Here is an 18,790-nt window from a genome sequence, read left to right on the forward strand (position 1 = left end):
ACACAATATGATTTATCCTGATGAAGCAATGCTTTACGCACCGGTTGAATGGCACGACTGCTCCGAAGGTTTCGAGGACATTCGTTATGAAAAATCCACCGACGGTATCGCAAAAATCACCATTAATCGTCCGCAGGTGCGCAATGCCTTCCGTCCACTGACGGTCAAAGAGATGATCCAGGCACTGGCAGATGCGCGTTATGACGACAACATCGGCGTGATCATTCTGACTGGTGCAGGTGATAAAGCGTTCTGCTCTGGTGGCGACCAGAAAGTGCGTGGCGATTACGGCGGCTATAAAGATGATTCCGGCGTACATCATCTGAACGTGCTGGACTTCCAGCGTCAGATCCGTACCTGTCCGAAACCGGTTGTCGCGATGGTAGCGGGTTACTCCATCGGCGGCGGTCACGTTCTGCACATGATGTGCGACCTGACCATCGCGGCGGAAAACGCCATCTTCGGTCAGACTGGCCCGAAAGTTGGTTCCTTCGATGGCGGCTGGGGCGCTTCCTATATGGCGCGCATTGTTGGGCAGAAAAAAGCGCGTGAAATCTGGTTCCTGTGCCGTCAGTACGACGCGAAACAAGCGCTGGATATGGGCCTTGTGAACACCGTGGTGCCGCTGGCAGATCTGGAAAAAGAAACCGTGCGTTGGTGCCGCGAAATGCTGCAAAACAGCCCGATGGCGCTGCGTTGCCTGAAAGCTGCGCTGAACGCTGACTGTGACGGTCAGGCGGGTCTGCAGGAGCTGGCGGGCAACGCCACCATGCTGTTCTACATGACAGAAGAAGGGCAGGAAGGTCGCAACGCCTTCAACCAGAAACGTCAGCCTGACTTCAGCAAATTTAAACGGAATCCGTAATGCGTAGCGCGCAGGTATACCGCTGGCAGATCCCCATGGACGCGGGGGTGGTTCTGCGCGACAGGCGGTTAAAAACCCGCGACGGGCTATACGTTTGCCTGCGCGAGGGCGAGCGCGAAGGGTGGGGGGAGATCTCCCCACTGCCGGGCTTCAGTCAGGAAACCTGGGAAGAGGCGCAAAGTGTGCTGCTTGCCTGGGTAAATAACTGGCTGGCAGGCGATTGCGAATTACCGCAAATGCCTTCCGTCGCCTTTGGCGTAAGCTGTGCATTGGCTGAGCTGGCAGAAACGTTACCACAGGCGGCAAATTTCCGTGCTGCACCGTTGTGTAATGGTGATCCTGACGATCTGATCCTCAAACTTGCCGATATGCCAGGTGAGAAAGTGGCGAAGGTCAAAGTGGGATTGTATGAAGCGGTGCGCGACGGCATGGTGGTTAATCTGTTGCTGGAGGCCATTCCGGATCTGCATTTGCGTCTTGATGCGAATCGCGCCTGGACGCCGCTGAAAGGCCAGCAGTTTGCCAAATACGTTAACCCGGATTATCGCCCCCGCATCGCGTTTCTCGAAGAACCGTGCAAAACCCGCGAGGATTCCCGCGCCTTTGCCCGTGAAACGGGTATTGCCATTGCCTGGGATGAAAGCCTGCGTGAGCCGGATTTTGCCTTTGTGGCGGAAGAAGGCGTGCGAGCGGTGGTGATCAAACCCACGCTCACGGGCAGCCTGGAGAAAGTACGCGAGCAGGTAGAGGCGGCGCACGCGTTGGGGCTGACGGCGGTGATCAGTTCATCTATTGAGTCGAGCTTAGGCTTAACGCAACTGGCGCGGATTGCCGCCTGGTTAACGCTAGACACTATCCCGGGGCTGGACACGCTGGATCTGATGCAGGCGCAGCAGGTTCGTCGCTGGCCGGGTAGCACGCTGCCTTTTGTCGACGTTGATGCACTGGAGCGGTTGTTATGATCTTCTCTGACTGGCCGTGGCGTCATTGGCGGCAAGTGCGGGGAGAAGCCATCGCCTTACGTCTCAATGATGAGCAACTCAACTGGCGCGAGCTTTGTGTTCGCGTCGATGAATTAGCCTCAGGCTTTGCGGCGCAGGGCGTGGTTGAGGGCAGCGGCGTGATGTTGCGGGCGTGGAATACGCCACAAACGCTGCTCTCCTGGCTGGCGCTACTGCAATGCGGAGCGCGGGTGCTGCCCGTGAATCCACAGTTGCCGCAACCGTTGCTTGAGGAATTGTTGCCCAATCTGACGCTGCAATTTGCACTTGTGCCGGAAGGGGATAACACATTTTCGGCGTTAACGTCGCTGCATATTCAGCAGGTTGAAGGCGTACATGCCGCTGCGTGGCAGCCGACGCGTCTGTGCTCAATGACGTTAACTTCTGGCTCCACCGGGTTGCCGAAAGCCGCTGTTCATACTTATCAGGCCCATCTTGCCAGCGCCGAAGGGGTGTTATCGCTGATTCCGTTTGGCGATCACGATGACTGGTTGCTCTCTTTACCGCTGTTTCACGTCTCCGGTCAGGGAATTCTGTGGCGCTGGTTATACGCTGGTGCGCGGATGACGGTGCGTGATAAACAGCCATTGGAGCAAATGCTGGCAGGCTGTACGCACGCTTCACTGGTGCCAACACAGCTCTGGCGTTTGCTGATTAACCGCAGTTCCGTTTCCCTGAAAGCGGTGTTACTTGGCGGCGCGGCTATCCCGGTCGAGTTGACGGAACAGGCGCGCGAGCAGGGGATTCGTTGCTTTTGCGGCTATGGTCTGACCGAGTTTGCCTCCACGGTGTGTGCGAAAGAAGCCGACGGTCTGGCAGATGTCGGTTCGCCGCTGCCGGGTCGGGAAGTGAAAATCGTAAACGACGAAGTGTGGTTGCGGGCTGCCAGCACGGCTGAAGGTTACTGGCGTAACGGGCAACTGGTGGCGCTGGTGAATGACGAAGGCTGGTACGCCACGCGCGATCGCGGTGAGATGCATAATGGCAAGCTGACCATTGTCGGACGTTTAGACAATCTGTTCTTCAGTGGTGGCGAAGGCATTCAGCCAGAAGAAGTCGAGCGCGTTATTGCTGCACATCCTGCGGTTTTGCAGGTGTTTATCGTTCCCGTTGCTGACAAGGAGTTTGGTCATCGACCGGTAGCGGTGGTGGAGTATGACCATCAAAGCGTTGATCTTGGCGAATGGGTGAAAGATAAGCTGGCCCGTTTTCAACAACCGGTGCGCTGGCTGACTTTGCCGCCGGAGCTGAAAAACGGCGGTATTAAAATTTCACGTCAGGCGCTAAAAGAGTGGGTGCAACGCCAGCAATAATTAGCCATCCGTTGCACTTCTCATTTCTGCCATTCCATTGCCGTTGATAAAGAGTTTATCTGTTAATCTGTAAATTGATGTGAAAACTCTTAGCAAACAGGATAATGCAATGGAATGGCTGGTCAAAAAATCGTGCTGCGATAAACAAGATAACAGACATGTACTTATGCTCTGCGATGCTGGCGGCGCGATAAAAATGATCGCCGAAGTGAAGAGTGACTTCGCCGTGAAAGTGGGCGATTTACTCTCCCCTTTGCAGAATGCGCTTTACTGCATTAATCGTGAAAAGCTACATACGGTGAAAGTCCTCTCGGCATGCAGCTACAGCCCCGATGAGTGGGAACGGCAGTGTCAATCGGCTGAGAAAACTCAGTAACGTTGTTTTGTCGTGGGCAGGAAAATCAGCATCAACCCACTCATAATACAGGCTACTCCCAGTAGTGCCTTCAGAGAAAAAGTTCCTTCCCAGCCGGGAAGTACCATAGATGCAATCCATACCAGCACATAGCTCATACTGAGCAAGGCATAGGCTTTGCTTAACGCAAGTTTATGTAGCGTTTTATACCAACAAAAAACGGAAAGCAGATAACCCAGCAGCCCGAGTAACAGTATCCGGGCATCCAGGCCAAAAGCTAACAGCGCCGCGATAAAATCCCATAAGTGCGTCATCGGCGGTAGATGACTCGCCGCATAACCCAGGCTTAATTGCGCAGCTGAGGCAATAATGACGCTGAATAATCCCCACATCAGGCCCATTACACCGTACTCCCGAGGATCACAATGCCGCCAATAATGAACGCCACCCCACACCAGTGACGCAGTGATACCGGCTCGTGCCACAGTTTTACTGCAGCCAGCGTCACCCAGACAAAATTCAGACTTAACATCGGGTAGGCAATGCCTACCGGTACGTTCTGCAAGACCAGCAGCCAGAGCACCATGGCAAGGCCAAGACAAGCCAGCGCCAGTCCCAGCCACAGCACGATATGTTTGCGCCGTTTGTTTATCGCCACAAAGCAGGTTGCTTGTTTCTGACACAACTGCCCGGCAACGCTAAGCAAGCTGGCAAAGACTAATGTTAGCCAGATCATTTGGGCCGATACTGAATCAGCACCAGACGCTCCTGACGATCGATGGCATCTGCGGGCGGAATGGCGAGACTGTTGATATCTTCATCGCGGTCAACCGAAAGCACGAGTGTAATAACCCCCTCCTGACGATGTTGATTAAGCCAGTTTGCGAACTCATCACCGCTGACAAATCTCCCTTTCGCATCCGGATAATTTAGGCCGTATTTCAATTCCCCTGTCTGGCGATACATGATGATGTCATCACGTCTCAGGCTCCATGCCAGACCAGCAGCAACGCCGACGCTATCGGTAAGAATATAGCGGCTTGGCTGCAGTGATTCTTGTGTCGTCTCGACAAAAAATTGCGGATGTTTTCCTTCCATGACTCTGTCAGGAATTGAAAATCCTACCAGCAATGCCAGCCCAAGCGGGCAAAGTGCGGCAAAAGGCCAGTTTTTTTCGACGTTTGTTAAGGTATACCAGCCGAAAAATGCCCATAGCGAAAAAATCGACCATGCACAGAAGACTTTATAGCTCTCGAAGGTTTGCCACACCGGCGTGTTCATTGGTCCCCAAGGGGAGACCACAAACGTAGCAATAATGCCAGTGACGCCAAAAGCGATGTTAATCCAGCCATTAATCCGCAACGCCAGAGGATTATTTTTTGCTGCCAGCAAAGCGTAATGCGCCATCAGCATTGCCAGAGGTGCAAAGCAGGAAAGAATATAGGTGGGCAATTTGCCTTTGGCGACGGAGAAAAACAGCAGCGGCATTACCGCCCAGCTCAATAAATAGACGGTTGCGGAATGCTTGCGGTTTTTCCAGCCTGTGTACAGTGCTCCGGGGAGTAATCCCAGCCACGGCAGGCTACCGGCAATGATGACCGGCAAGTAGTACCAGAACGGAGCTCTATGCTGAGCATCATCCATTGCAAAGCGTTGAATATGCTCAACCCAGAAAAAATAGTGCCAGAAGTCAGGCTCCCGCTGCGCTATCGCCAGTCCCCAGGGGAGAACCGTCAGTACGCAACTGATAACCGCCAGCCAGCCGTAAATAAAGAGATCTTTCCAGCGTTTTTGCGTTGCAACCCATGGCAGCACGCTTAATACCGGCACGGCAAGGGCGAGAAAACCTTTGGTCATCACCCCCATGCCGCAGGTGATTCCCAGCAGTAAAAATCCCGCGCTTTTGCCTTTCCACGTCTGTGCCTGCATTGCCAGCCAGAAGCTGCACATTCCCGCCACCAGCCAGAATGCAATAAACGGATCGAGCACGGCATAAGTGCCAATGGCATAGACAATAAACAGTGAGAGATAAATCACTGCGGCGAGTAGAGCCAGACGTTTATCGCGCCATAAGCGCAGAGTAAACCAGGTCACCAGCGCGGCAGTTAACAGGGTCGCAAAGATAACGCCTGCCCGCACACCAAAGTTATTTGCGCCAAATAGCCATTGCCCAATACTGTTAATCCAGTATCCGGCAATGGGTTTTTCGAAATAACGTAGCCCTAACATATGGGGCACAATCCAGTCGCCGGATGCCAGCATTTCCCGACTGATTTCCGCATAACGCGTTTCATCTGGTTGCCAGAGCAGACGCGTGCTGATCGGTAACAGGTAATAGCAGGCAATAAACGCGAAGAGGCCGATAAGGTAACGTACCGATTTCATCAGCGACTACCCGCAATTTGTTGGCAACCCAGCCAGCCTTCACGTCCGGCAATATTTCCGCGAACAACTTGTCCGAGCGGCAACGTCCCTGATAACAGTTCGCTTAAAGGGCAAAATGTCACGCCTTCCTGGGCTGCGCGTTTCAGGAGATCCACAAAATTATGCTGATAAGCGCAGCCTTCAACTTCTGCATGAATGGTATAAACCGGCGTGCCTTTATCTCGCAGGATGCGGTTGAGTAGCCAACCGTTAAAATCTTCTGCTTTCACATCCCGACCAATCACTTCATCCCAGGTGGGTAAGGTCACCGGAATTTGCGCAGTACCGGGTTTTCCTGATTCGAGCAATGGACGAAACGGCATCGCCCCACGACAATCGCTGTTGTAGCGCAAATGGAACGCTTCTTTTGCTTCGATCACCTGCTGGTCGGCACGCCAGCCAGCGGCTGCGGAGCAGGTTACCGGTTGGCCGATAATTTCTTCCAGGGTGCGAAGGCCGCGTGCGATATCGTCGACCATTGTTTGCCGATCCCAGTTACTGCTATGGGCTTGCCAGGCATGGTGATCCCAGGCGTGCAGGCCGACTTCGTGATGTTTAGCCGCTTCACGAATGATATCGGCATTGGCATGACCAATCTCTTTACCTGGCCAGGCCGTACCTGCCAGTAAAATATCCCAGCCATAAAGCGATGCCGCGTTTGAGCGCAGCATCTTCCACAAAAACTGTGGCTTCACCAGTCGCCAGAGATGGCGGCCCATATTGTCCGGGCCGACGCTGAAAAAAATGCTGGCCTGAATATTATGCTTACTCAAGATTTCCAGCAGACGCGGCACGCCTTCACGGGTGCCACGAAAGGTATCGACATCAATGCGTAAGCCTACTTTTGTCATGATGGTTTATCCGTAAGCTCGACGGTGCGCAAGAAGAAATCCAGCGTTTCGTCGATGGTTTCCTGCATATCAATTTTGGGTTCCCAGTCCAGGCAGAGGCGGGCATTACGGATGCTTGGTTTACGATGCTCTACGTCCTGATATCCCTTGCCGTAGTAGCTGCTACTTTCGACAACGCGAAAGCCCGCAAACGGTGGGAAGTGATGGCGCAGCGGATGTTTTTCGAAGCTCGCCAGCAGCATCTCGCCCAGTTCCTCAATGCTCGCTTCGTTATCAGGATTGCCAATGTTGATAATTTCGCCGTCGCAGCGATTTCCCGCATTTTCGATGATGCGGTATAACGCCTCGATACCATCGCGAATATCAGTAAAGCAGCGTTTTTGTTTTCCGCCATCAATCAGCTTAATCGGTGAACCTTCTACCAGATTGAGAATGAGTTGCGTAATAGCGCGGGAGCTGCCAATTCGCGCTGCATTAAGGTTATCCAGTCGTGGCCCCATCCAGTTAAACGGGCGGAAGAGGGTAAACTGTAAACCCTCTTTTTCGCCATAGGCCCAGATCACTCGATCAAGTAATTGTTTAGACACCGAATAAATCCAGCGTGGTTTATTCACCGGGCCGACGATTAAATTAGAATGGTCTTCATCGAAGTATTTATCGCTACACATCCCATAAACTTCTGAAGTCGACGGGAAGATGATTCGCTTACGGTACTTCACGCAGTAACGGATAATGCGTAGATTCTCTTCAAAATCGAGTTCAAAGACGCGCAGCGGGTTGCGGGTATATTCAATCGGCGTGGCTATTGCCACCAGCGGCAAGACGACATCACATTTTTTGACGTGATATTCAATCCATTCGGAATGGATACTGATATCGCCTTCGACAAAGTGAAAATGCGGATGATTCAGAAAACGGCTTATCGCATCGCTGCCGATATCCAGACCGTAAACTTCATAATGATCTTCGCGCAGCAGGCGTTCTGTCAGATGGTTGCCAATAAAGCCATTCACCCCGAGGATGAGTACCCGAGTACGGCGTCGGGCGGTGCAGGCAGGCTGGCTATTCAAGCGTGAACCTTGCACCAGACCCAGCGACTGCGCTAACTGCGAGCCTTGCATAGTAATGCCGTCTCCCGCCTGTCCGGTGACGATTTCCAGCGCGCCATCGCCACAGGCAATCAGCAGTGGCGCAACAGAAATCACGCTCCCCGGTTGTGCTGCGGGCGCATGAGAATGCACGCGTGACGACCAGACGGTAAATTTCTGATTACCAACATAGCTGAAGGCACCCGGCCACGGATCGGCAACGGCACGCACCATGTTGTGCAGCACGGATGCCGGTTTATGCCATTCGAGGAAACTGTCTTCCGGTGTTCTGCGACCAAAACAGGTGGCTTCGTTTTCGCGCTGGGCGATTTCCAGAATATTACCGTGTTTAATGGCGGGTAATGTCTGCTCCAGTAGCTGGCGCGCGGCATGACATAACTTATGATGCAGCGTAATGGCGATATCGTCTGGCGCAATGGCAATGCGCAGTTGCGCCACAATGGCCCCGGCATCGGCACGTTTCACCATTCGGTGCAATGTAACGCCAGTTTCCGTTTCACCGTTCACCAGCACCCAGTTCAGCGGCGCGCGACCACGATATTTTGGTAACAGCGAACCATGCAGATTAAATGCACCTGCGGGAGCGAGCTGCAAAATTTCGTCGCAAATAAGATGGCGATAATAAAAAGAAAAAATCACATCAGGTGATAGTTGGGCAATGCGTTCCACCCACAGCGGATGATTAACGTTATCTGGCGCATAAACCGGAATGCCTCTTTCCGCCGCCAGACGAGCTACCGAACCATAAAAGGCTTTTTCACCGGGATTATCAGTATGAGTAAAAATAGCGCTAATTTCGTAACCGGCAGCCAGCAGGGCTTCAATACCGAGGCATCCCATATCGTGGTAGGCAAAAACGACGGTTTTCATTATTCATTTTCCTTGCTGGATGGACGGATAACTTGCTGAACAAAATAGCGGGGGCGGGCGCGGACATCGGTGTAGATCCTGCCGATATATTCACCGAGTAGTCCCATGCCAATAAACTGAGCGCCAATAAAAGTAAATAGCACGGCAAATAGCATAAAGACGCCTTCTGCCGCCCATTGGGGGCCGAAGGTCAGGCGTAAAATCACCAGCAGTACCGCGATGCTGAAACCTCCAATCGCAATAATGCTGCCGAGCAGACTCAGCATACGTAGCGGCGTAGTAGTAAGGCAGGTCACCAGGTCGTACATCAAATTAATCAGGCGCATAAAGCTGTATTTGGATTCACCAAACTCACGCTCGGCATGATGCACTGGAATTTCAATGGCGCGGCGGGCGAAGATATTCGCCAGAATCGGGATAAAGGTGCTGCGTTCATGGCAGTGCAACATCGCATCGACAATATGACGGCGATAGGCGCGCAGCATACAACCGTAGTCACCCATTGCTTTGCCGGTGGTGCGCTGAATAAGTCGGTTGATCATCTTCGAAGCGGTTTTACGAAACCAGCTGTCCTGGCGGTTCTGGCGTACAGTTCCTACTACGTCGTAACCTTCATCGGCTTTTGCCACCAGGCGGGGGATCTCCTCTGGAGGATTCTGGAGATCGGCATCGAGGGTAATAATTAAGTCGCCGGTAACGTGACTGAAACCCGCCATAATCGCTGAATGTTGTCCGTAATTGCGGTTAAGCAAAATAGACACAATATGGCTGCCCTCCACTAGCGAAGCTTCGACCAGCATATGCGCGGAATTATCGCTACTGCCGTCATCAATCAGCAGGATCTCATACTCTTTCCCCAGTGATTCACAGGCTGTGGTGGTGCGCCTGATTAATTCCGGTAAGCTTTCCTGCTCGTTATAAACGGGAATAACCACCGAGACTTTCTTAACAGGGTGGATTTCAAACATGGCTTATTGTCCTGCGAGTTGCTGAAGGGCTGTGATGACGCGGACGGCATCGGCGGTGGTCATATCCGGGAACAGCGGCAACGAACAGATGCGTTCGCTATTCCATTCGGTATTCGGTAACGACAGCGTGGGAAAACGCTCGCGATAATATTTTTGTGTGTGAGCGGCGCGGAAATGTAACCCGGTACCAATGCCTCTTTCTTTTAACGCTTCCATCAACGCATCGCGACTGATACCACAACGTTGTTCATCGACACGAATAATAAACAGATGCCAGGCGTGAACGTGCGGCCAGGCGGGAAGGCTTAATGGCTCAAAGGGGAGAGCTGCCAGTGCTTGCTGATATTGCAGAGCAATTTCGCGCCGACGGGTGTTGAGGTGCTCTAATTTGGCTAACTGGGTCAGGGCAATCGCGGCGTTAATATCGGTCAGATTATACTTATAGCCCGGCGTTAAGACTTCAGCTTGCGGTGCACGGCCCCAGGTTTGTCTGTCATATGCATCGACACCCAGACCGTGAAATTTCAGCATCCGTAGCTGGCGGGCAAGGTTTTCATTATCAGTAACAATCAGGCCACCTTCCGCACAGGTAATATTTTTGATGGCGTGAAACGAAAAAATAGCGGTACCTTTTGCGCCAATATGTCGGCCTTTGTAATACGTACCGACGGCATGGGCAGCATCTTCGATAACTGCGATGCCGTAACGTTCGCCAATGGCGCGAATGGCGTCAATATCTGCTGGCGCACCGGCATAATGCACCGGAATGATGGCTTTAGTGCGTGGCGTAATGGCTGCTTCGATCGTTTCAGGCGTGACCATCAGCGTATCGCGGTCGACATCCACCATTACCGGCGTTGCACCCAACAAGGAGATCATATTGAGGGTTGAAACCCAGGTCAGGGAAGGCGTAATCACTTCATCGCCCTTGCCAATTTCCAACGTCATTAGCGTGATATGCATTCCGGCGGTGGCTGAACTGACCGCGATGGCATGCTGATTTCCCGTCAACTGGCAAAAGGCTTGTTCAATCGCCTGATTCTTCGGACCGGTTGTGATCCAACCGGATTCAAGAACCTCTTTAACTGCTGCGAGTTCCTCCACGCCCATTGCTGGTCGCGAAAAAGGCAAAAATTCTGACATTGCTTTTCCTTCCGCCATTGAATACCTGTCCACTTATATTTGCTATAAAGAGTGTTGTGTATATTTTGCCATTTGGAGCGAAATTCTAAGGATAGAATATTAACTTAACCTTAAGAAATTAATATTAGACGTAAATATTGAAATTTTTATATTTTTTCTTATTTAGGCTTTGCATTTGGCAAAATTTTGAGGCATTTTGCCGGCATCGTAGGATTTTTAATATTACACCAACTGCTAATTATCGCCAGAAATGTCGCTCAATTTCACGGTAATTGTCTGGTTGCACTTGTCTATAGGTGGAGTTTACGTGTTAGCTTTTTGCCGCTCTTCGTTGAAGTCAAAAAAATATTTCATCATTTTACTGGTGCTCGCTGCAATTGCCGGACTGGGTACTCATGCCGCCTGGAGTAGTAATGGTTTGCCACGTATCGACAATAAAACACTGGCCAGACTGGCACAGCAGCACACGGTTGTCGTTTTGTTTCGCCATGCTGAACGTTGCGATCGTTCAACCAATCAATGCTTGTCAGATAAAACAGGTATTACGGTCAAAGGTACCCAGGATGCCCGTGAACTGGGCAACGCTTTTAGTGCTGATATCCCTGATTTCGATCTTTATTCCAGTAATACCGTCCGGACCATTCAGTCGGCGACCTGGTTTTCAGCGGGTAAAAAGCTGACGGTAGATAAACGACTTCTTCAGTGCGGTAATGAGATTTATAGTGCAATTAAGGACTTACAAAGCAAAGCGCCTGATAAAAATATCGTTATTTTCACCCATAATCATTGCCTGACATATATTGCTAAAGATAAGCGTGATGCGACATTTAAACCTGATTATCTGGATGGTTTAGTCATGCATGTGGAAAAAGGCAAAGTTTATCTGGATGGGGAATTCGTTAACCACTAAATTTTCAATCTGACAGCCAGTAATGGCTGTCATCATTATTACAGAAGACCTTTCAAACGTAACGTTTTTCGGGTGGCGACATTCAAATCATAGTGCATCAGATCTTCAGGTTTTACCCACGCGTAGTCCTGAAACTCTTCGTTTATTTTCACTTCTCGGTTGGTAGAAACGCAGTCAAAAATCAGGTAAATCATATAAATCTCTTCCTTGCGACCATCTGCATACGTCTTGGTGCGAATATCATCGCTGAAGGTCCACGGCGTGATTTCTGTCAAAAGCAGCTGTTCTCCCAGTTCTTCGCGAATTTCGCGGCGTAGTGCCTCTTCAATTCGTTCGCCAGGCTCTACGCCGCCACCCGAAAGCGCCCATTGACCGGGGAAAACGCCGCGATCGTCGGCCATTTTACACAGCAAATAAGCACCATCATTTTGAATCAAAGGGCAAACAATAGTCCGTTGTCGCACGGGGATATTCCTTATAAATAAAAAGAAACCATGAGAATACGGTAACTCAGAAATATGTGAAAGTGACAGTAATTTCTTTTGCGATGATAACTGCACTTATTATTATTTTTGTGTGTATCGGTAAAGTGTGTTTATTTTTTCGGCGTTTAATTATTTAAGAAGTATTTAGTTACAATAAGTGACTAGATCCCTTTTTTCGCTCATTGAATCCTCAGCGCCAGGCAGTACAATCCCGCAGCTTTGGGAATTATGATTAATTGCTTGTGGGAAAGGGGATAATGAAAAAAATTGCGCTAGCAGGTCTGGCCGGAATGCTGTTGGTTTCTGCATCGGTCAATGCAATGAGTATCAGCGGTCAGGCGGGTAAAGAATACACCAATATTGGTGTCGGTTTTGGTACGGAATCGACGGGCCTGGCGTTAAGCGGTAACTGGACACATAACGACGACGACGGTGACGTCGCGGGTGTGGGGCTGGGGTTGAATCTGCCTCTTGGTCCGTTAATGGCGACCGTTGGCGGTAAAGGTATTTACACCAACCCGAATTACGGCGATGAAGGCTATGCCGCTGCTGTTGGTGGTGGTTTGCAGTGGCAGATTGGCGACAGCTTCCGTTTGTTTGGCGAGTATTACTACTCCCCGGATTCGCTCTCCAGCGGTATTCAAAGTTATGAGGAAGCGAATGCTGGTGCGCGTTACACCATTATGCGTCCAGTCAGTATTGAGGCGGGTTATCGCTATCTGAATCTGTCGGGTAAAGATGGTAACCGCGACAACGCCGTGGCTGACGGTCCATATGTTGGCGTTAACGCCAGTTTCTGATGCCTTCCGGCGCGGCATTCTGTCGCGCCATTCAGTTTCTTACTACGCCTTATCTCCCTTTGCGTTATAGTGATTCGATAACAAAAGCAGGAGATAACCATGTTAACAGTGGAAATGTTATCCACCGGGGATGAAGTGTTACACGGGCAAATCGTTGACACTAACGCTGCCTGGCTGGCCGATTTTTTCTTTCATCAGGGGTTGCCATTATCTCGCCGTAATACGGTGGGGGATAACCTCGATGACTTAGTGACCATTCTTCGTGAACGTAGTCAGCACGCCGATGTGCTGATTGTGAACGGCGGGCTGGGGCCGACCAGTGATGATTTAAGCGCACTCGCCGCTGCGACTGCAAAAGGAGAAGGCCTGGTGCTGCATGAGGCCTGGCTCAAAGAGATGGAACGTTATTTTCGCGAACGTGGACGGGTGATGGCACCGAGCAACCGTAAACAAGCGGAGCTACCTGCCAGTGCAGAATTTATCAATAACCCGGTAGGCACCGCTTGTGGTTTTGCCGTGCAGCTTAATCGTTGTCTGATGTTCTTTACCCCCGGCGTACCGTCGGAATTTAAGGTGATGGTCGAGCACGAAATCCTGCCGCGCCTGCGCGAGCGTTTTTCTTTACCGCAGCCGCCGGTTTGTCTGCGTTTGACTACCTTTGGTCGTTCGGAAAGCGATCTGGCGCAAAGCCTGGACTCCCTGCAACTACCGCCGGGCGTAACAATGGGCTATCGCTCTTCCATGCCGATAATTGAACTTAAGCTGACCGGACCGGCAAGCGAGCAACAGGCGATGGAAAAACTGTGGCTGGACGTTAAACGTGTTGCCGGACAGAGCGTGATTTTCGAAGGCACTGAAGGACTGCCCGCGCAGATCAGCCGCGAATTGCAAAGCCGTCAGTTCAGCCTGACATTGAGTGAGCAATTCACTGGTGGTTTATTGGCTTTGCAACTTTCTCGCGCAGGTGCTCCATTGCTGGCGTGTGAAGTAGTTCCTTCACAGGAAGAAACCCTGGCGCAAACTGCGCACTGGATTACAGAACGGCGTGCCAACCATTTTGCCGGGCTGGCACTGGCTGTTTCTGGTTTCGAGAACGAACATCTCAACTTTGCGCTAGCCTCGCCAGACGGCACTTTCGCTCTGCGTGTGCGTTTCAGCACTACGCGCTACAGCCTGGCTATCCGTCAGGAAGTGTGCGCAATGATGGCACTGAATATGCTGCGCCGTTGGTTAAACGGTCAGGACATCGCCAGTGAGCATGGCTGGATTGAGGTTGTTGAGTCCATGACTTTATCTGTCTGATTCCGCCACTCCGTGCCGGTTTACTGCACCGGCACATTCCCCCTCCGGCAAAATTTGTCCAACCTGTTGTACTCAATAAGAAAAAATCCGTGCGTTGATTCACAAATTTGTGCGTAATTTCTCCAGCCCGCTGGACGAGGTGCGGGATTTGATGCGCTTCACAATTTTACTCCCCCTGAGCAACGAGACTGATTCCAGTATCTAAGACTGGAGTCCAGTATGTTGGAATCAAGCAAAGTTCCCGCCCTGACACGGGCTATTGATATTCTCAATTTGATTGCCCGCATTGGCCCCTGTAGTGCTGCGACGATCATTGACACATTGGGGATCCCTAAAAGCACGGCCTATTTGCTGCTTAATGAACTCAGGCGTCAGCGTTTTCTTAGCCTTGATCACCAGGAAAATTTTTGTTTGTGGACCAAGCTGGTGGAGCTTTCCGGTCATGCGTTAAGCAAGATGGATCTCCGGGAACTGGCTCGACCGCGTTTGACGCAACTGATGGATACCACCGGGCTGTTATGTCACCTGGGGATTATTGATAACGGCAGCGCTTATTACATTTTGAAAGTGGAGTCATCAGCCACTATCAGCGTGCGTTCCCATGAAGGAAAAAGCCTTTCGCTTTATCGCTCCGGAATAGGTAAATGCCTGCTAGCCTGGCAACCTGCATCTGTACAGCAAAGTATTATCGAAGGGCTGGTCTGGGAGCAGGTGACACCCACAACGATTACTCATCCACAGCAACTTCACGAAGAACTGGCGCGTATTCGCCGTCAGGGCTGGAGCTATGACAACGGCGAAGATTACGCCGATGTCCGTTGTGTCGCGGCGCCGGTGTTTAACGCCAATAACGAGCTTACCGCTGCGATCTCGGTGGTCGGTACCCGCTTACAAATCAATGAAGAATACCGTGATTATCTGGCGGGCAAGGCCATTGCCTGCGCCAGGGATATTTCACGTCTGTTGGGATGGAAAAGTCCCTTTGACTTACAGGCCTCATAACAATGGAGAACAGCATGACCCTACCAAAAATCAAACAGGTTCGCGCCTGGTTTACTGGCGGTGCGACAGCAGAAAAAGGCGCTGGCGGCGGTGATTATCACGACCAGGGGGCGAATCACTGGATTGACGATCATATTGCCACCCCGATGAGTAAATACCGCGATTACGAGCAGTCACGCCAGTCATTTGGCATTAACGTTCTTGGCACGTTGATTGTTGAAGTCGAAGCAGAAAACGGCCAGACCGGATTCGCCGTTTCGACAGCCGGTGAAATGGGCTGTTTTATTGTCGAAAAACACCTTAACCGTTTCATTGAGGGTAAATGTGTCAGTGATATCAAACTGATCCACGATCAAATGCTCAATGCCACCCTGTATTACTCCGGCTCTGGTGGCCTGGTGATGAATACGATTTCCTGTGTCGATCTGGCTCTGTGGGATCTGTTCGGCAAAGTGGTCGGGCTTCCGGTTTATAAACTTTTAGGCGGCGCAGTTCGTGATGAGATTCAGTTCTACGCCACAGGTGCGCGTCCGGATCTGGCAAAAGAGATGGGCTTTATCGGTGGCAAAATGCCGACGCACTGGGGGCCACATGATGGCGATGCGGGGATCCGCAAAGATGCCGCTATGGTCGCGGATATGCGTGAAAAATGCGGTGAGGATTTCTGGTTAATGCTCGACTGCTGGATGAGTCAGGACGTGAACTATGCCACCAAACTGGCCCACGCTTGCGCGCCCTATAACCTGAAATGGATCGAAGAGTGCCTGCCGCCACAGCAGTATGAAGGTTATCGCGAACTGAAACGTAACGCGCCAGTCGGAATGATGGTCACCAGCGGTGAGCATCACGGCACACTGCAATCTTTCCGTACGCTTTCAGAAACCGGTATCGACATTATGCAGCCGGATGTTGGCTGGTGCGGTGGCTTAACCACGCTGGTGGAAATTGCCGCAATCGCCAAATCCAGAGGGCAACTGGTGGTGCCGCACGGTTCGTCTGTTTACTCTCACCATGCGGTGATCACCTTCACCAATACGCCATTCAGCGAATTCCTGATGACCAGCCCGGATTGTTCAACGATGCGTCCGCAATTTGATCCGATTCTGCTTAATGAGCCAGTGCCGGTGAATGGTCGTATTCATAAATCAGTGCTTGATAAACCCGGTTTCGGCGTCGAGCTCAATCGTGACTGCAATTTGAAACGCCCCTACAGCCACTAATCATTCCGGGCGTTGCTGTGACAACGGTAACGCCCACATATTTTAAGGAGCTTTTTATGAGCACCGCTTTGCTTGACGCCGTGGTGAAGAAAAACCGTGCGCGTTTAATTCCGTTTATGTTGGCGCTGTATGTGCTGGCGTTTCTCGACCGTTCGAATATCGGTTTTGCCAAACAGACCTACCAGATTGATACCGGGCTGAGTAATGAAGCTTATGCGCTGGGAGCAGGCATTTTTTTTGTGGTATATGCGTTTCTGGGTGTTCCGGCGAATCTTTTGATGCGCAAACTGGGGGCAAGAACCTGGATTGGTACGACAACACTGCTGTGGGGATTTCTTTCGGCAGCCATGGCATGGGCCGATACTGAAGCGAAATTTCTGATCGTTCGCACTCTGCTTGGTGCTGCGGAGGCCGGGTTCTTCCCTGGTATGATTTATCTCACCTCGCAATGGTTTCCGCAGCGTAATCGCGCCAGCATTATGGGGCTGTTCTATATGGGCGCACCGTTGGCGTTAACACTGGGATCACCGCTTTCCGGCGCGCTGCTGGAGATGCATGGATTTATGGGGCATCCCGGCTGGTTCTGGATGTTTGTGATTGAAGGATTGCTGGCAGTCGGCGCTGGTGTATTCACATTCTTTTGGCTTGATGACACGCCGGAGCAGGCTCGTTTTCTGAGTAAAGAAGAAAAAACGTTGCTTATCAACCAACTGGCAAGTGAAGAACAACAGAAAGTGACTTCTCGACTGAGCGATGCGCTGCGTAATGGGCGAGTCTGGCAACTGGCGATTATCTACCTGACCATTCAGGTGGCGGTTTACGGATTAATTTTCTTCCTGCCGACGCAGGTTGCTGCATTGTTGGGGACAAAAGTGGGCTTTACGGCGTCGGTGGTCACCGCCATTCCGTGGGTCGCGGCCTTGTTTGGGACCTGGCTTATTCCGCGCTATTCCGATAAAACCGGCGAACGGCGTAATGTCGCGGCGCTGACATTACTGGCGGCGGGCATTGGTATTGGTCTCTCCGGGCTGCTTTCTCCAGTACTGGCGATCGTAGCGCTGTGTGTTGCAGCCATCGGGTTTATTGCCGTGCAGCCGGTGTTCTGGACGATGCCGACACAACTGCTTTCCGGTACGGCGCTGGCGGCGGGGATTGGTTTTGTAAACCTGTTTGGTGCAGTGGGCGGGTTTATTGCCCCGATCCTGCGCGTGAAAGCAGAAACGTTGTTTGCCAGCGATGCGGCTGGATTACTGACGCTGGCAGCGGTGGCGGTCATCGGTTCGCTGATTATTTTCACTCTGCGTGTAAATCGCACTGTTGCGCAGACCGACGTGGCACATCATTAATAGGTTAAGGAACACCATGAACGCATTATTAACCAATCCCTTTAAAGAACGTTTACGCAAGGGCGAAGTGCAAATTGGTCTGTGGTTAAGCTCGACTACTTCTTATATGGCAGAAATTGCCGCCACCTCCGGTTATGACTGGTTGCTGATTGACGGGGAGCACGCGCCAAACACCATTCAGGATCTTTATCACCAGCTACAGGCGGTAGCGCCCTATGCCAGCCAACCCGTGATCCGTCCGGTGGAAGCCAGTAAGTCGCTGATTAAACAAGTCCTGGATATTGGCGCGCAAACTCTACTGATCCCGATGGTCGATACTGCCGATCAGGCACGTCAGGTGGTGTCTGCCACGCGCTATCCTCCCTACGGTGAGCGTGGTGTCGGGGCCAGTGTGGCACGGGCTGCGCGCTGGGGACGCATTGAGAATTACATGGCGCAAGTCAACGATTCGCTTTGTCTGTTGGTGCAGGTGGAAAGTAAAACAGCACTGGATAACCTGGACGAAATCCTCGACGTCGAAGGGATTGACGGCGTGTTTATTGGACCTGCGGATCTTTCTGCCTCGTTGGGCTACCCGGATAACGCCGGGCACCCGGAAGTGCAGCGAATTATTGAAACCAGTATTCGGCGGATCCGTGCTGCGGGTAAAGCGGCTGGTTTTCTGGCTGTGGCTCCTGATATGGCGCAGCAATGCCTGGCATGGGGAGCGAACTTTGTCGCTGTTGGCGTTGACACGATGCTCTACAGCGATGCCCTGGATCAACGACTGGCGATGTTTAAATCAGGCAAAAATGAGCCACGCATAAAAGGTAGTTATTGATATCAA

19 protein-coding genes are annotated in these 18,790 nt (G+C 51.6%); 11 read left to right on the plus strand and 8 right to left on the minus strand.

Annotated elements, in window-relative coordinates; all coding sequences use genetic code 11:
* Positions 1 to 7: 7 nt before the first annotated feature.
* The 4 genes from menB (at position 8) to pmrD (ending at position 3,555) form a co-directional block, all read left to right on the plus strand.
* A complete protein-coding gene (gene menB / locus AACU19_RS01605; protein WP_000640000.1) occupies positions 8 to 865 on the plus strand; it encodes a 1,4-dihydroxy-2-naphthoyl-CoA synthase in 858 nt (285 codons plus the stop codon).
* Positions 865 to 1,827 carry an o-succinylbenzoate synthase gene (gene menC / locus AACU19_RS01610; RefSeq protein WP_105277990.1) on the plus strand — a complete coding sequence of 321 codons (963 nt, stop codon included), beginning with the start codon at positions 865 to 867 and terminating at the stop codon, positions 1,825 to 1,827. The genes menB and menC overlap by 1 nt, the downstream gene beginning before the upstream one ends.
* A complete protein-coding gene (gene menE, locus AACU19_RS01615; RefSeq protein ID WP_105277991.1) occupies positions 1,824 to 3,179 on the plus strand; it encodes an o-succinylbenzoate--CoA ligase in 1,356 nt (451 codons plus the stop codon). The genes menC and menE overlap by 4 nt, the downstream gene beginning before the upstream one ends.
* Before the next feature lie 109 nt (positions 3,180 to 3,288).
* Positions 3,289 to 3,555, plus strand: a complete 267-nt coding sequence (pmrD, locus tag AACU19_RS01620; RefSeq protein ID WP_032184684.1) for a signal transduction protein PmrD — start codon at positions 3,289 to 3,291, stop codon at positions 3,553 to 3,555.
* On the opposite strand, the gene arnF is transcribed toward pmrD, so the two are convergent.
* Genes arnF through arnB form a run of 7 tightly spaced genes read right to left on the minus strand, consistent with a single transcriptional unit; the run spans position 3,549 to position 10,899 of the window.
* Entirely contained in the window at positions 3,549 to 3,935 is a 387-nt protein-coding gene (arnF, locus tag AACU19_RS01625) for a 4-amino-4-deoxy-L-arabinose-phosphoundecaprenol flippase subunit ArnF (RefSeq protein ID WP_000523868.1), read from the minus strand. The two genes, pmrD and arnF, sit on opposite strands and share 7 nt — an antisense overlap.
* Positions 3,935 to 4,270, minus strand: coding sequence for a 4-amino-4-deoxy-L-arabinose-phosphoundecaprenol flippase subunit ArnE (gene arnE / locus AACU19_RS01630; RefSeq protein ID WP_000638030.1), 336 nt, complete (start codon positions 4,268 to 4,270; stop codon positions 3,935 to 3,937). The genes arnF and arnE overlap by 1 nt, the downstream gene beginning before the upstream one ends.
* Positions 4,267 to 5,919, minus strand: coding sequence for a lipid IV(A) 4-amino-4-deoxy-L-arabinosyltransferase (gene arnT / locus AACU19_RS01635; RefSeq protein ID WP_032303435.1), 1,653 nt, complete (start codon positions 5,917 to 5,919; stop codon positions 4,267 to 4,269). The genes arnE and arnT overlap by 4 nt, the downstream gene beginning before the upstream one ends.
* The gene (gene arnD / locus AACU19_RS01640; RefSeq protein WP_105277992.1) at positions 5,919 to 6,809 is read right to left on the minus strand and encodes a 4-deoxy-4-formamido-L-arabinose-phosphoundecaprenol deformylase; all 891 of its coding nucleotides are present in this window, start codon (positions 6,807 to 6,809) and stop codon (positions 5,919 to 5,921) included. Before arnD ends, arnT begins: the two co-directional genes overlap by 1 nt.
* Positions 6,806 to 8,788, minus strand: coding sequence for a bifunctional UDP-4-amino-4-deoxy-L-arabinose formyltransferase/UDP-glucuronic acid oxidase ArnA (gene arnA, locus AACU19_RS01645; protein ID WP_105277993.1), 1,983 nt, complete (start codon positions 8,786 to 8,788; stop codon positions 6,806 to 6,808). The genes arnD and arnA overlap by 4 nt, the downstream gene beginning before the upstream one ends.
* Positions 8,788 to 9,756, minus strand: coding sequence for an undecaprenyl-phosphate 4-deoxy-4-formamido-L-arabinose transferase (gene arnC / locus AACU19_RS01650; RefSeq protein WP_000461649.1), 969 nt, complete (start codon positions 9,754 to 9,756; stop codon positions 8,788 to 8,790). The genes arnA and arnC overlap by 1 nt, the downstream gene beginning before the upstream one ends.
* A 3-nt stretch (positions 9,757 to 9,759) precedes the next feature.
* Positions 9,760 to 10,899, minus strand: a complete 1,140-nt coding sequence (arnB, locus tag AACU19_RS01655; protein WP_105277994.1) for a UDP-4-amino-4-deoxy-L-arabinose aminotransferase — start codon at positions 10,897 to 10,899, stop codon at positions 9,760 to 9,762.
* A gap of 307 nt (positions 10,900 to 11,206) precedes the next feature.
* On the opposite strand from arnB, the gene ais reads away from it, so the two are divergent.
* Positions 11,207 to 11,809 carry a lipopolysaccharide core heptose(II)-phosphate phosphatase Ais gene (gene ais, locus AACU19_RS01660; RefSeq protein ID WP_001360820.1) on the plus strand — a complete coding sequence of 201 codons (603 nt, stop codon included), beginning with the start codon at positions 11,207 to 11,209 and terminating at the stop codon, positions 11,807 to 11,809.
* Between the two features lie 38 nt (positions 11,810 to 11,847).
* On the opposite strand, the gene nudI is transcribed toward ais, so the two are convergent.
* Positions 11,848 to 12,273, minus strand: a complete 426-nt coding sequence (gene nudI, locus AACU19_RS01665) for a nucleoside triphosphatase NudI (protein ID WP_105277995.1) — start codon at positions 12,271 to 12,273, stop codon at positions 11,848 to 11,850.
* A gap of 278 nt (positions 12,274 to 12,551) precedes the next feature.
* On the opposite strand from nudI, the gene AACU19_RS01670 reads away from it, so the two are divergent.
* From AACU19_RS01670 to yfaU, 6 genes are all read left to right on the plus strand, one after another.
* Positions 12,552 to 13,094 (plus strand): YfaZ family outer membrane protein, encoded by a 543-nt coding sequence (locus AACU19_RS01670; protein ID WP_105277996.1) that lies wholly within the window; start codon positions 12,552 to 12,554, stop codon positions 13,092 to 13,094.
* A 99-nt stretch (positions 13,095 to 13,193) separates the two neighbouring features.
* Entirely contained in the window at positions 13,194 to 14,396 is a 1,203-nt protein-coding gene (locus tag AACU19_RS01675; protein WP_000958555.1) for a nicotinamide mononucleotide deamidase-related protein YfaY, read from the plus strand.
* Between the two features lie 219 nt (positions 14,397 to 14,615).
* Positions 14,616 to 15,398, plus strand: coding sequence for an IclR family transcriptional regulator (locus AACU19_RS01680; protein ID WP_000894180.1), 783 nt, complete (start codon positions 14,616 to 14,618; stop codon positions 15,396 to 15,398).
* A gap of 14 nt (positions 15,399 to 15,412) precedes the next feature.
* The gene (gene rhmD, locus AACU19_RS01685) at positions 15,413 to 16,618 is read left to right on the plus strand and encodes an L-rhamnonate dehydratase (protein ID WP_001389850.1); all 1,206 of its coding nucleotides are present in this window, start codon (positions 15,413 to 15,415) and stop codon (positions 16,616 to 16,618) included.
* A 56-nt stretch (positions 16,619 to 16,674) separates the two neighbouring features.
* Positions 16,675 to 17,964 carry an MFS transporter gene (locus AACU19_RS01690; RefSeq protein ID WP_001308785.1) on the plus strand — a complete coding sequence of 430 codons (1,290 nt, stop codon included), beginning with the start codon at positions 16,675 to 16,677 and terminating at the stop codon, positions 17,962 to 17,964.
* A gap of 16 nt (positions 17,965 to 17,980) precedes the next feature.
* Complete coding sequence (gene yfaU, locus AACU19_RS01695; protein WP_000992985.1) at positions 17,981 to 18,784, plus strand: 2-keto-3-deoxy-L-rhamnonate aldolase; 804 nt, start codon at positions 17,981 to 17,983, stop codon at positions 18,782 to 18,784.
* The last annotated feature ends 6 nt before the right edge of the window (positions 18,785 to 18,790 follow it).

Origin of the sequence: Escherichia sp. MOD1-EC4550, from assembly GCF_963876935.1 — a bacterium.
GTDB classification, from domain to species: Bacteria; Pseudomonadota; Gammaproteobacteria; order Enterobacterales; family Enterobacteriaceae; genus Escherichia; species Escherichia coli_F.

Excerpts from the sequence above, each read along its gene's own strand:
- menB (WP_000640000.1), top strand. The coding sequence starts at position 8 with ATGATTTATCCTGATGAAGCAATGCTTTACGCACCGGTTGAATGGCAC.
- menC (WP_105277990.1), top strand. The coding sequence starts at position 865 with ATGCGTAGCGCGCAGGTATACCGCTGGCAGATCCCCATGGACGCGGGG.
- menE (WP_105277991.1), top strand. The coding sequence starts at position 1,824 with ATGATCTTCTCTGACTGGCCGTGGCGTCATTGGCGGCAAGTGCGGGGA.
- pmrD (WP_032184684.1), top strand. The coding sequence starts at position 3,289 with ATGGAATGGCTGGTCAAAAAATCGTGCTGCGATAAACAAGATAACAGA.
- arnF (WP_000523868.1), bottom strand. The coding sequence starts at position 3,935 with ATGGGCCTGATGTGGGGATTATTCAGCGTCATTATTGCCTCAGCTGCG.
- arnE (WP_000638030.1), bottom strand. The coding sequence starts at position 4,270 with ATGATCTGGCTAACATTAGTCTTTGCCAGCTTGCTTAGCGTTGCCGGG.
- arnT (WP_032303435.1), bottom strand. The coding sequence starts at position 5,919 with ATGAAATCGGTACGTTACCTTATCGGCCTCTTCGCGTTTATTGCCTGC.
- arnD (WP_105277992.1), bottom strand. The coding sequence starts at position 6,809 with ATGACAAAAGTAGGCTTACGCATTGATGTCGATACCTTTCGTGGCACC.
- arnA (WP_105277993.1), bottom strand. The coding sequence starts at position 8,788 with ATGAAAACCGTCGTTTTTGCCTACCACGATATGGGATGCCTCGGTATT.
- arnC (WP_000461649.1), bottom strand. The coding sequence starts at position 9,756 with ATGTTTGAAATCCACCCTGTTAAGAAAGTCTCGGTGGTTATTCCCGTT.
- arnB (WP_105277994.1), bottom strand. The coding sequence starts at position 10,899 with ATGTCAGAATTTTTGCCTTTTTCGCGACCAGCAATGGGCGTGGAGGAA.
- AACU19_RS01670 (WP_105277996.1), top strand. The coding sequence starts at position 12,552 with ATGAAAAAAATTGCGCTAGCAGGTCTGGCCGGAATGCTGTTGGTTTCT.
- AACU19_RS01675 (WP_000958555.1), top strand. The coding sequence starts at position 13,194 with ATGTTAACAGTGGAAATGTTATCCACCGGGGATGAAGTGTTACACGGG.
- AACU19_RS01680 (WP_000894180.1), top strand. The coding sequence starts at position 14,616 with ATGTTGGAATCAAGCAAAGTTCCCGCCCTGACACGGGCTATTGATATT.
- rhmD (WP_001389850.1), top strand. The coding sequence starts at position 15,413 with ATGACCCTACCAAAAATCAAACAGGTTCGCGCCTGGTTTACTGGCGGT.
- AACU19_RS01690 (WP_001308785.1), top strand. The coding sequence starts at position 16,675 with ATGAGCACCGCTTTGCTTGACGCCGTGGTGAAGAAAAACCGTGCGCGT.
- yfaU (WP_000992985.1), top strand. The coding sequence starts at position 17,981 with ATGAACGCATTATTAACCAATCCCTTTAAAGAACGTTTACGCAAGGGC.